Annotated in this window: 10 protein-coding genes and 1 pseudogene; 7 read left to right on the top strand and 4 right to left on the bottom strand. The window is 39.7% G+C overall.

Going from position 1 to position 12,889, the window contains the following annotated elements:
* Positions 1-315: 315 nt before the first annotated feature.
* The 3 genes and pseudogenes from VB711_RS03650 to VB711_RS03640 all read left to right on the top strand — a co-directional run bounded on the left by VB711_RS03650 (position 316) and on the right by VB711_RS03640 (position 3,379).
* Positions 316-1,425: an AAA family ATPase gene (locus VB711_RS03650; RefSeq protein ID WP_323284341.1), complete on the top strand. Its 1,110-nt coding sequence runs from the start codon at positions 316-318 to the stop codon at positions 1,423-1,425.
* Positions 1,425-2,114, top strand: a pseudogene (locus VB711_RS03645) (DUF4276 family protein). Before VB711_RS03650 ends, VB711_RS03645 begins: the two are co-directional and overlap by 1 nt.
* A 146-nt stretch (positions 2,115-2,260) precedes the next feature.
* Positions 2,261-3,379 carry a DUF4351 domain-containing protein gene (locus tag VB711_RS03640; RefSeq protein ID WP_323284340.1) on the top strand — a complete coding sequence of 373 codons (1,119 nt, stop codon included), beginning with the start codon at positions 2,261-2,263 and terminating at the stop codon, positions 3,377-3,379.
* Between the two features lie 71 nt (positions 3,380-3,450).
* Here VB711_RS03640 and glmS read toward each other — a convergent pair whose 3' ends face one another.
* The 3 genes from glmS to VB711_RS03625 form a co-directional block, all read right to left on the bottom strand.
* Positions 3,451-5,322: a glutamine--fructose-6-phosphate transaminase (isomerizing) gene (gene glmS, locus VB711_RS03635; RefSeq protein ID WP_323284339.1), complete on the bottom strand. Its 1,872-nt coding sequence runs from the start codon at positions 5,320-5,322 to the stop codon at positions 3,451-3,453.
* Positions 5,323-5,449: 127 nt separating this feature from the next.
* On the bottom strand, positions 5,450-5,695 hold the full coding sequence (gene psaC / locus VB711_RS03630; protein WP_323284338.1) for a photosystem I iron-sulfur center protein PsaC: 246 nt from the start codon (positions 5,693-5,695) through the stop codon (positions 5,450-5,452).
* A gap of 667 nt (positions 5,696-6,362) precedes the next feature.
* Positions 6,363-6,659: a hypothetical protein gene (locus tag VB711_RS03625; protein ID WP_323284337.1), complete on the bottom strand. Its 297-nt coding sequence runs from the start codon at positions 6,657-6,659 to the stop codon at positions 6,363-6,365.
* 307 nt (positions 6,660-6,966) lie between these two features.
* On the opposite strand from VB711_RS03625, the gene VB711_RS03620 reads away from it, so the two are divergent.
* The 4 genes from VB711_RS03620 (at position 6,967) to plsY (ending at position 10,241) form a co-directional block, all read left to right on the top strand.
* Positions 6,967-7,752, top strand: a complete 786-nt coding sequence (locus tag VB711_RS03620; RefSeq protein WP_323284336.1) for an MlaE family lipid ABC transporter permease subunit — start codon at positions 6,967-6,969, stop codon at positions 7,750-7,752.
* 40 nt (positions 7,753-7,792) lie between these two features.
* Entirely contained in the window at positions 7,793-8,179 is a 387-nt protein-coding gene (locus VB711_RS03615; RefSeq protein WP_323284335.1) for a DUF3119 family protein, read from the top strand.
* A gap of 167 nt (positions 8,180-8,346) precedes the next feature.
* Entirely contained in the window at positions 8,347-9,528 is a 1,182-nt protein-coding gene (locus VB711_RS03610) for a DUF3086 domain-containing protein (protein WP_323284333.1), read from the top strand.
* 32 nt (positions 9,529-9,560) lie between these two features.
* Positions 9,561-10,241, top strand: coding sequence for a glycerol-3-phosphate 1-O-acyltransferase PlsY (gene plsY / locus VB711_RS03605; RefSeq protein ID WP_323284332.1), 681 nt, complete (start codon positions 9,561-9,563; stop codon positions 10,239-10,241).
* A 43-nt stretch (positions 10,242-10,284) separates the two neighbouring features.
* Here the strand turns inward: plsY and VB711_RS03600 are convergent, their stop codons facing one another.
* Positions 10,285-12,870 (bottom strand): HD family phosphohydrolase, encoded by a 2,586-nt coding sequence (locus VB711_RS03600; RefSeq protein ID WP_323284331.1) that lies wholly within the window; start codon positions 12,868-12,870, stop codon positions 10,285-10,287.
* Between the last annotated feature and the right edge of the window lie 19 nt (positions 12,871-12,889).

Here is a 12,889-nt window from a genome sequence, read left to right as displayed (position 1 = left end):
CTTTAAGAGACGAGATTATAAAACAAGGTATGATTGAAAGTATATCTGGTTGTTCGTAATCTTTGATAACCACAATGCGCGATCGCAAATTTTCCACAGGTTGCAGTAAATAAATTTGGGGGATTACCAAGGGGAAATATCTAAGGCGTTGCTGATAGCCATATTGGCGTATGATTTTTGGGGGTAGAGCCGAGAATCCCTACCCATGTAACGTCTCTAAAAGGTTCTTGAATGTATGCAAAATCATTTTCATATCTAAAATCAGCAACGCCGATTACATATATAATTATTGTGTATAAATACTAATTGTTGATCATGCTACAACGAGTAATTATTAAGGGATTCAAGTCTATTAAGACAATGGATATTGAGTTGCGTCCCTTAAACATATTAATTGGAGCTAATGGAGCAGGTAAGAGCAATCTGATCTCCTTTTTCAAGATGCTGCATGAGATGATGGACGAACGACTTCAACAATATATCGGCATATCGGGTTATGCTCAATCTCTATTGCACTTTGGACCGAAGGTAACACGGCAAATAGAGGCAAAACTAGAGTTCAAGACTCAAAATAATGATGAGATTCTGGATATTATCTATACCATTTGTCTCAAGTTTGCGGCAGGGGATACTTTAATCTTTGCTGAAGAAACAGGGACGCGAAACGGCTCACACCTACCTCAACCCTCAACCACTTACTCGTTCGGTGCAGGACATCAGGAAACAAAAATCAACAAAGCAGCACAAGCAGGTACGCCAACAATTGCCAACACTATCAAAAAATCACTCAACTATTGCCGGGTTTACCACTTTCATGATACATCTTCTACTGCCGCAGTTCGTCTAGCCGGTTATGTTGATGACAATCTTCAGTTAAAACCTGATGCGGGAAATTTAGCTGCATTACTCCTCCGATTCCGCGAAGATAATAATATAGTCTATCAGCGTATTATTAAAACTATCCGTTTAATTGCCCCATTTTTTGATGATTTTGTCCTTGAGCGTAGAGGGACTAATATCATTCTCAATTGGCGAGAAAAAGGCTCAGATCAAGTATTTGGTCCACACCAATTTTCGGACGGTACTTTACGAGCTATCTGCCTGACTACGTTGCTTTTGCAACCAGAAGAAGACCTCCCAGAACTAATAATTGTTGATGAACCGGAACTTGGTCTTCATCCCTACGCGCTCAATGTTGTAGCTGCGATGTTTGGTAAGGCTTCCTATCATACACAGATTCTCATCAGCACCCAATCTAGTTCTTTTTTAGATAACTTTAATCCTGAAGATGTAATTACGGTAGATAGAGAGGGTAAGGAATCGCAATTTAAGCGGTTAAATCCTGAAGAATTAGAAACTTGGTTAGAAGAATATAGTTTAGGAGAAATGTGGGAAAAAAATATCATTGGTGGAGGTCCACACTAATGATCCAACTTTATTTATTTGCAGAAGGCCAAACTGAACAAACATTTGCTGATAATATCGTTAAACCACACCTTGCTCAATCCGGTGTTTTTTTGGAAAAGATTATACTGATTGCTCACTCAAAAAAAAAGGGTAAAGCTCATCGTGGTGGTAGTGGTTATGGTGACTATCAGCCCATGAGGGAAGACATTTTGCGTTTTCTCAAGCAGGAGAAAGGAACTAATGTATTTTTTACAACGATGATTGATTTGTATGCAATTCATTATAATTTACCGGGATTAGCTGAAGCTGAAATTATGCGCCAAAACCCCGTAGAACGAGTCAAGTTTTTGGAGAAAAGCTTTGCTGAAGACATTAATGATCGGCGATTCATTCCGTACATTCAATTACATGAATACGAGGCTTACCTTTTTTCTGATCCTACTTGTTTTGAATCCCTTTATGATAATTGTTCAGACGAAGTTGAAGAACTCAAGACTATTTCTGATAGCTATGAAACTCCTGAGTTGATTAATGATAGCAAGGAAACAGCCCCCAGTAAACGTATTATTGCTTAATTTCCTGATTATGAAAGAGCAAAATCTACTTATGGTCCATTATTGGCTGAATCAATTGGACTGGAAATAATTCGCAATAAATGTCCTCACTTTAATTCATGGCTATTACGACTGGAATCATTGAGTAAATAAGCCATTGATACCCCCATTAATATTGGGGGTACATTTTTGTGTTCACGAAATGCTATCCCATGATAAATTCTAATAAAATTCATTGAAACGTATAAAGGATAAAAGCAATGAATCAGGGGTATTACTTGGTGAATTTTGGATTTTTTATGACATTTTTAGTTCTGATGTTAATAGATATGAAACAGTTGATGGGTTTATTAGGTTATCCAGATTTTCTATTTTCCAAATTGCAAGAATTGTTTTTAGCTGTGCATAAAATTTTTCTAATACAAATTCCTGATAAATCTATTTATTCTTATCTGACAACAAGCGTTTTTTCGGTAATTGTTTTTCTTTGTGGTAACACGCTTATCAATTATTTCAAATATAATAACCAAGTTGAGGAACTAAAAAAGATATTATCTTCTTTGATTGATAATCAAGTATCATCAATTCAGTTAATACAATACGAGCTAATTCAAATTCGTCTAACTTATCGAATCATTTCACGACAGCAACAAGCAGAAACAGAGATAAAAAAGAATATAGTTAGGAATTTTTGGTCTAAAATAGCCCGTATAAAAAGGACAATTGTGAAAGTAGAGAAAGATAATTTATACGAAAAGCTGTTAATAGATAGAAAATTACTAAAAGCAGAGCCAAGTATTATGGTTGACGACTATTTCTATACATTACGCCAATTATTAATAAATTTGGAAACCCTAGTTGAGTCTGATCTTCCAGATTCCAGCAAGGAAAAAGACTTCTATTCGAGAGAAGTAGATTTAATATATGATATTCTAGATAGAGATATCACAGACTTAGGTGTATTAATGTGTCAAGCTGAAATATGCAAAATAGTCTTATTAGAAAACAAAATCTTTAACATTGTCTGGAAGGAAAATAAAGAGAATAAAAAGAATAAGGAGTCTCTTGTAAACAGTTTTTATAAATTAATTAGTCCTAATACAAGCGAATTTGAATCTCCTAAAAGAGAAATGATACCCCCAGATTACCTTGAAAAGATTGATAATTTCATTAATGAAAGATGTCGAAAACAGAAGTCGAAATACTGTGATTTTTCTGAACTTATTCAATCTACACGAACTGTTATTTTAGTTATTCAACATTTGACTGAGAGGTTATGGTTTGTACAAATACCTATAAGCACACGCGCTAATATTTCTCGTTTACCATTACCTATCTTAGAAAATTTAAGCAAAGCATTATTATATTTTAATAATTTGCATGATTTAGAGAACTGGTTGTCAACAAATCAAAAGTAACTCAATAAAGATACAATTTTATCAGGTGGGAAATACCCACCTAATTATTCACTAAATCAGCAAAATATTAATTATTCAACTGTTACCGATTTCGCCAAATTTCTCGGCTGGTCCACATCTAAACCGCGTCGCGCTGCAATATGATAAGCTAATAATTGCAACGGTATGACTGTGAGAATTGGTGAGAGAATTTCTTCTACTTTAGAAACAGGAATTAAATCATTAAACATTTCTGCTGCTTCACCATCATTCACAGAAGTAATACCAATTAAACGCGAATCTCTGGCTTTTGCTTCCTGGGCGTTAGAAATCACCTTTTCATATACATTACCAGGCATAGCGATCGCTACTACTGGAACTTTAGCATCCAACAGAGCGATCGGTCCATGTTTCATTTCCCCAGCCGGATATCCTTCAGCGTGAATATAACTGATTTCTTTTAATTTTAATGCCCCCTCTAACGCAATCGGAAAGTTAATTCCCCTACCTAAAAAGATGAAATCTTTGGTTTCTGCAAATTCATGTACTAATTGCTCAATATAGCGTTCTTGAGTTTCTAAAATTGCTTCGATATCTGCTGGTAATTGACGCAATCCAAGGATAATTTCTTCTACCCTTTCTAAACTAATCATCTGACGACGATAAGCTAAATCCAAGGCTAAAGCATAAAACGCCATCAATTGCGCCACAAATGTTTTCGTAGCTGCTACCCCAATTTCAATTCCTCCGTGGGTATTGATGATATTAGCTACCATATTTCCCAAACTGCTTTCCGGGCGATTGGTAATCCCTAATAGTCGGAGTTGATACTTGCCTTCTTTGCCTTGGCGACGCTCTTTTTCCATGGCTAAGGCAGCTAAGGTGTCGGCGGTTTCCCCCGATTGAGTTACCCCAATCGTCAGAGTATTAGGCATCATCGGCGATGGTGCATAGCGAAATTCCGAGCTATACTGCACCTGAGTGGGCAGTCCTGCCAGTTGCTCTAATAAGTATTTACCCACCAATGCTGCGTGCCAACTTGTACCACAAGCCACGATTTGCACCTGTTCTAAATCTGTGTAAATTGACTCCGGTAAACCAAGGGTAACTGGTGAATTTCCAGTAGGAAAATAGGCTTCTAAACAATCCCGTACTACTCCCGGTTGCTCGTAGATTTCCTTGAGCATAAAATGTTTGAATCCCTGTTTTTCCACCATGATCGGATTCCAGTTCAGGGTGCGGGGCTGCTTTTTCAGGCGGTGTCCAGCAAAGTTGTAGACCTCCACCCCTAAAGGGGTCAATTTGGCAATTTCGCCGTTTTCTAGGGGCAATACAGCGCGGGTATAGGCTATAATCGCCGGGGTATCGGAAGCACAGAAAAACTCACCTTGACCAAAACCAATGACTATGGGTGCTTGTTGACGAACTACAATCAGTTCATCGGGGTAGTCAGCAGAAATGACAGCGATCGCATAGGCTCCTTCCAGTTTACCAACAGCTTCCCGTACCGCATCTAAAAAGGGAGCAGAGGAATTTAGGGACTTCCAATTCTTTAAACACTCAGCAATCAGGTGAGGAATCACCTCTGTATCGGTTTCTGAGCGAAATTCGTGTCCTAGTGCCTTGAGTTGTTCTCGTAACTCCCGATAATTTTCAATAATTCCATTTTGCACCACCGCCAGGCGCATTGCTGTATCTAGATGGGGATGGGCATTATGTTCTTCTGGTTTTCCGTGGGTTGCCCAGCGTGTGTGACCAATACCAATTTGAGCCGGATTTTCGATTTGTTCTAGCTTAGAACGTAAATTTAGTAGTTTTCCCTTAGCCCGCACACAATTAACTTCACCTTCCCAAATGCTGGCTATTCCTGCCGAGTCATAACCTCTATACTCTAATTTTTCCAATCCAGCCAGTAAAATATCTGTTGCTGCCTGAGTGCCAATATATCCAACTATTCCGCACATGAGTGAGAATGCTCCAGTTTCAGGTTAAAGGTGAGAAGAAGAGGTCAAGGGTAAAAGAACAGGAGTCAAAAGTAAGAATTTTAATTTTTCCCCTATTCCCTATTCCCTATTCCCTCTTCTATCTTCCTTAGTATGCCAGACCCATGCTGCGAGTTGTTTCAGCACCCAGGTAAACCCGAATGCTCAAAAAGTCGGTGGGACAAGCTGTTTCACAACGTTTGCAGCCTACACAGTCTTCTGTGCGGGGAGAAGCGGCAGCTTGAGCAGCTTTACAGCCATCCCAAGGAACCATTTCTAGTACGTCGGTGGGGCAAGCGCGGACACATTGGGTGCAGCCAATGCAGGTGTCGTAGATTTTGACGGTATGAGACATGGAAAAAACCGCTCCTTTCGAGTGTTCTTCTCTGCGAAAGAATCATAATCAAGGCAAGTTTACCCTAATGTTTGAACCGCCGTAATCAAAAGGCTACATAACTTCAAACAATGTAATAAGCACTTTGAACTATTTTACCGGGGCGATCGCTCTAATCACTTATTAATCAACCACATTGACTCCCAGTGTTTACTCGAAACACGATCTTTTCAATAGGTCAATCTGTAAAGATATGTAAAGTTAAAGTATTTTTACTGCAAGTTATCTATAGTACCTATCACTTGGCAACTATATTTGTGAGGAAAATTTAGATATGGGGGCAGGGCGCAGGGGGACAAGATGAAATTATTAATAATCTTAAGGAAATTTTTAGATTTTGTGTATGGTTCTATTTGGTATTAATAGAGCAGGGGAAATATTACAAAATGTTTTTTGATATTAATGTTTTGACTGGAAACTACGTTTAAGAGGCTCAATACACAATTTAAGTAAAAAAGCAAGTAAAAATTTGTGGCATCAAAAAGTCCACAATCAACAGTAGGTTTTTTAGTCTTTACCAACTAAGGACTGAGTTATTTTTTTGCATAATAATAACCAGCTATGCCAATACCTTGTACAAGTTGAGGAATAGCAGCAGATTTTTAGAAAAAATGAATTTTAGGGTAATTTAGGAATCTATTCGTAAAATTTGACACCGATAATAAGCATAAACATCAAAGATAGCCCCGACAAAACAGCAGGTAAAACTAATGACCAATAACCCGTGAAGGGAACTACCACTACCAAAGGTAGCGAGAAAGTGCATAATTTGGTTGGGGATGTAGTCAGCTAGGCTTTGTAACCCAGGGATGAAGCCCAGGAGGGAGAAAAAGAGCAAAACACCACCGATTAAAATGATAGGAGCAATAAAACTGAAAATCGTGGTTATTACCAGCGAGCGAAGGAAATTAGTAAAAACGTTCATTATTCGAGACACCTATGAATAAAGGAAGTCATCCTTCTAGAATAAGTGCGATCGCTCTCAATCAGGCAATATGTCAAAAATCTTAAGTTTTAATTAAAATAAACCGTTACTATTTCCCATAAATGCTTTGTTGACTGACAAGGCTCTAAAATCCATTAAAGTCCTGACAGCTAAGGGTTTTGTTCAATAACTATCCAGCTTCCTAGTTAAAGATAGGTATAAAAAATACTTAATTTTCTGAGAATGGCTTTAAAATAAGTTAATATTTGACCTGACAAAGAAAATTTCTCCTTTTCCCCTCAACCCAATGACTAAATCTAGTTTAGGAGCATGGACTCAGCGGTTGCTGGCAGCGATTTTTTTGGGTGGACAAGCAATAGTCCACCTACTAAAGGCTAAAATCCATCGACGTAACACCCTAGAACAATTGGCAGCAGTGGGACCAGATTCCCTGTTTATTGCCCTATTGACGGCTGTTTTTGTCGGTGCAGTGTTTACCATTCAAGTCGCGCGGGAGTTTATCAACTTTGGTGCAGGAAACCTCGTCGGTGGAGTTTTGGCTGTAGCCTTGACAAGGGAACTTTCACCCGTATTAACGGCAGTGGTTTTAGCTGGACGAGTTGGTTCGGCTTTTGCGGCAGAAATTGGGACTATGCGAGTCACAGAACAAATTGATGCCATGTTGATGTTAAAAACAGACCCGATTGATTATCTGGTTATTCCCCGTGTACTAGCTTGCTTTTTAATGTTGCCAATCTTAACCTTATTGTCTTTAGTCACCGGAATGTTAGGGGGCTTGTTAATTGCCACAAATATTTATAATCTTTCCGATACAGTATTTTTAGACTCAGCCCGTAATTTTCTAGGTATCTGGGATATTTTTAGCGCCATGATTAAAGCTGGTTGTTTCGGCATTTTAATCGCTATTATTGGTTGCAGTTGGGGTTTAACTACAACGGGAGGAGCCAAAGGTGTGGGACAATCAACTACTACGGCTGTTGTCACGGCCTTGCTGATTATTTTTGTTGCCAACTTTTTCTTATCTTGGTTAATGTTTCAAGGGCCAGGTAGTGGATTTGCGCCGGGTTTATAATTTAGAATTGGTATTTACTAACAAAGCAGGAGTTGACATTGTGACTACTTCGTTTACGCCCAACGCCATATCAACTGTCGAACTCAAGCCGAGTTACAATATTCCTATTGTGTTAGTATTTGCGGCTATTCCTTTGCTGTTGATACAACCCTGGCTAGGAGGTGTCGTTGCGGTGTTTGGCTTATTTCTCATGCTTCAGGCTGTAACGCTGCGGCTGCAATTTACCTCTACAGACCTTGATATTTATCGAGGAGATAAATTAATTCGGCGTTTCCCCTACCAAGAATGGCAAAATTGGCGGATTTTTTGGAATATTGTGCCCATACTGTTTTATTTTAAAGAAATTAACAGCATTCACTTTTTGCCGATTTTATTCGACCCTAAGACGTTAAAATCTTGTTTGGAAGAGCGTTGTCCTCGTATTTAATCTATTTTGCTCATTTGTTGTTAAAGGTAGTTTATCTAACCACAGAGGCACAGAGTACACAGAGGGATGAAAGCCTAAATTCAGACAATGGCGAAAATGCGTTAATCTTGCGTAAGTCCTGATCTTGAATCAAGGGACTTGCAAATAACAAAATATCTAAATTATTTATGAACCAAGAGGAATCACAGACTCCAGAACAATTTGATGATTTGTGGGAAGAAACACCTGAAAAACCGGAAAGTCTAGCTTCGGATTTAGAATTGTCAACTTTGTCAGTTGAATCAAAGAACACAGAATCAGAATCAACGGCAGAAGTGGCGCTGGATTTGGAAGTAGATTCAAATTCGGAATTAAGTTTACTATATACACAGGCAGCCCAACGGGTGGCGGAGTTACAGCAAGTTGAAGCAGATTTGAAAGTAGAGATTTCCGCACTTCAAGCTACTTATAAAACTCTACAGACTCAAGTTAATGAAACTCAATCTGCACTAGGAAAAATGGTGCAAGAGGCACTGGTACAGTTAGAACAACGAAAACAAACGCTGCAAATTTCTGTTGAACAATTGGAACGTCGTCAAGAACGTATTCGTCAGGAAATGCGGACTTCTTTTGCGGGGAGTTCTCAAGATTTGGCAATTCGGGTACAGGGTTTTAAGGATTATTTGACTGGTAGTTTACAAGATTTAGCCTTAGCAGCAGAACAGTTACAACTTGTTCCGGCTGTGAAAGAACGAGAAAAACCAACTGTGAAGGAGTTACAAACGGCTGAACCACAACCGATTAAATTACAATTATCTCAGCAACAGTTTCAAGATACAACAAAACAAATCCGTCGGTTGATTGACCAATACCGTAATCAGCCAGATTATTATGGACCTGCGTGGCAATTACGACGCACCTTTGAACCTATTCACGCGGAAAGAGTCTCTAATTGGTTTTTTAATCTGGGGGGACGGGGTGCTTTGCGGACAATGGGAAGCCGATTACAAAATATTTTGATTGGTTCTACGGCTATTTCTATTTTGCATCAACTCCATGGCGATCGCTTGCGTACTCTGATTTTAGCAAATACGCCGGAACGTTTGGGTGAATGGCGACGCGGTTTACAAGATTGTTTGGGTATTGGTCGTCCTGATTTTGGACCCGACCGGGGGGTGGTTTTGTTTGAAGCACCTTCCGCTTTGGCTCAGAAAGCTGATAGATTGGTCAAGGCTAATCAGTTACCTTTGATTATTATTGATGATTCTGAGGAACAAATTAGTTTAGGGCTGTTACAGTTCCCTTTGTGGTTGGCTTTTGCACCTGATCCTAAAACTATGAAGGATCGGGATTTTGATGATGATTTTTAGGGTTTGTCTCACGCAGAGGGGAGGGATAAATTATGGTTATTTGGTTGGGTTTGTCTGGGTTGGTTGTGGTTTTGGCTTACCTGTTGGGTTCTTTTCCTACTGGTTATATTGCTGTTAAGCAGTTGAAGGGGATTGATATTCGGGAGGTGGGTTCGGGTTCGACGGGGGCAACAAATGTTTTAAGAACTTTGGGGAAGGGTGCGGGGGCTACGGTTTTATTGGTTGATTGTTTGAAGGGTGCGTTAGCGATCGCTCTCGTCCATGGTTTATTCTATCTTGCACAGGAACAAAGTTTAATTCCTGCAACGGTAAATGTGCAAGTTTGGCAGCCTTGGTTGGTAACTTTAGTTGGTTTAGCTGCTGTTCTCGGTCATAGTAAGTCGATTTTTTTGGGTTTTACTGGTGGTAAGTCTGTAGCTACCAGTTTGGGAATTTTATTAACTATGTCTTGGCAGGTGGGTTTGGCAACTTTGGGGATATTTGCAGTTGTGGTTGCTATTTCTCGGATTGTGTCTTTAAGTTCTATTGTCGGTGCGATCGCTGTTTCTATTTTAATGATAATTTTTGCTCAACCTTTACCATATCTTATCTTTAGCGTTGCTGGGGGATTATATGTAATTATCCGTCATCGCGCCAATATTAACCGATTGTTGGCAGGAACTGAACCTAAAATCGGACAAACTCTAGTAACCGAAGCAGACGTAAATCAATAAGAGGATGCGCCCAAAACTCTCTCCCAATTACCCATCACCCATTTCATACCTTTGACTTAGGATAAGCAATCCTTTTATGATGGAACTGCTGCCAAACATCCACAAAGATTTGAGCAATTTGGGACATATCCTCCCTTGTTAACCCTGAATCTTCAAGTTGTCCATCTTGCCATTTTCCTCGCAAAATATTATTCAGCATCTTTAATGCCTTTTCTGGAGTTGCATCTTTAAGACTCCGCAAAGCCGCTTCCGAAGAATCAGCCAACATCACAATCCCGGTTTCCCGTGACTGGGGAATGGGTCCGACATAGCGGAAATCTGCCTCATCGACGATGATAGAGGGGTCTTCCTTCGCCATTTCTAGGGCTTGATGGTAAAAATAAGCGATCGCCATTGTCCCCTGATGTTCAGGTATAAAAGCTTGTATAGCCGTCGGTAAACGATGTCTTTTGGCCATCACCAACCCTTCAGTTACGTGCTTTCTAATTATTTCTGCACTTTGCCAAGGATCTTTAATCTCTGTATCATGTTTATTTGGTCCCCCCATTTGATTTTCAATAAATCCCAGAGGATCGTGCATTTTACCAATATCATGGTATAATGTTCCAGCCCTAACCAACTCCACATTACATCCCAATTCCTTAGCAGCAGCTTCCGCTAGAGTCGCCACAAACAGAGTATGTTGAAAAGTCCCAGGTGTTTCTGTAGCTAAACGTTTTAACAAAGGACGGTTGGGATTTGCCAGTTCTGCTAATCGAATCGGGGTAATTAAATCAAACAGTTTTTCTAAATAAGGACTTAAACCCAAAGCCACAATACTCCAGGCCAAACCAGATAAAGCTACTAAAGCACCTTCCTGGAGGACAACATACCACATCGAACCAAAGGCCGCCCCCACCAAAACCTTCAAAATTAAGTAAATACACCCTTGCATTAAGCCAATAGCCGCACCCAAAAGAGCCAATTCTTCCCGCGATCGCAATTTATGGGCAATGCAACTGCCTAATATCCCTCCCCCTGCACCAGCAAATAACCATATTTTACTGATGTCCGCAGTGATTGGTAAAATAATTGATAGCATTCCCACTACCGTTACACCAATGGCTGGTCCATAGAAACTACCCAACAATAAGCCCACCGCACTCCAAGTAGCGTAAGGAATACCAACGGCTATTATACCAGGTGTACTCAAGGTTAACAGTAAAACTAACAAGCGATCGCGCTGTCGCAAACTGTAACCAAAATGCCTTTCTACCCAAACAAAAACACCCGCCGCTACCGTAAAAAAGCCAGCTAATTTCCCCAAATCCAGCCAATTCACCTCCCGACGAATCAACTGATAATGCTCTAACACATCAAAATTCCAGGAATTAATCAGTTTTCCCTTACTGACAATCACCTCCCCCTGTCTGACATCTACCATCACAGCAGGTACCCCATCCGCAGCTTGTTGAGCCTGTTTCTGGGTTTGTTCTTGATCTAACTTGAGATTTGGCTTCAATACAGACATCAGTATTTTTGTAGCTAAAAGTTCCGCTTCCCCTGGGACAAATGTTTGTACCTGTAGACGCACAGCATCCTCTAAAATATTATTGGGTAGACCTTCTGGAATCCCCTGAGTCAAAATTCGCTCTAGAATCTGATCAATTCCTCTCTGGGTCTTTTCCCAGTGATCCTCTGACAAATCTAAAACAAATGTCTCTTCATATACTGCTTCTGGCTTAATTGCCTCCATCTGCACAAGTTTAGTAGCTGCTTGGTTATATTCTTTTCTAGCTTGGGAAATTTGCTCAATCAGCAAAGACAAGTTTTTATCAGAAGTTGTAATGCGGTATGCTTCTATTTCTCCCACCGCTTGAGTAAATTCATAATTCAAACTACCCAATGGTGGTAATTTAGGAAGATTCTTTCCTGCTTCTCTACCTCTTGCTTGGAAAGTCCACACATCTGGCTTTTGTGTTCTGGCATTTTCTAAAACCACTAGCAAATGTTGCCATTCTAAATCAGGACAAGAACGCAGATAACGCTGAGTATATATTGACAAAGCCGTAGAATCAAAAAACGGAAACGAGCCGGCAACTTGACGAATTTTATCAATATCATCTAAAAGTTTGCTGATATCTTCGTTTATTTGCTCATTCCGTTTTCCATCGACCATTAACACCGCTCCAGAATCTTTACTGACAGCCTTGCGGTTTGCTTCCGTTTGTTTGCGATCTTCAATTCTAGCTGTACGGGGCGCTCGAAATGTCTGTGGCGCGGGAGTCCCCACTTTCAATTGAGGTTGATTGTATAATTTATGTCCTACAACACCAGTGAGTGATGCTACGGTCATCACTAAAATCATTGAAGAACGCTTTTCATACACCCAGCCTAAAATTATAGTTGCCGCTGGTCTTTTTTTCAGCACTTGGTTATTGGCCAACCTATCAATCCCACTCTTGATTTTAGCTGATCTAGATCCTGATTTGTTATTAGTGCTTGATAAATGCAAAAGTATATTTTTGATAACAGTCTTTTTATGGGCTTGATCATACTCCTTATTGTTAGGACTACTTACATTTTTGTACCGTTGCTGCCATTGTTGCCATTTCTGGGTTAGGGATTGCAAAAATTGCTGTGTTTTCATTACCTATGGCTGTAGTTGC

Source organism: Cronbergia sp. UHCC 0137, assembly GCF_034932285.1.
In the GTDB taxonomy this organism is placed as follows: Bacteria; Cyanobacteriota; Cyanobacteriia; order Cyanobacteriales; family Nostocaceae; genus Cronbergia.
This window is presented reverse-complemented; position numbering and strand designations above follow the sequence as displayed.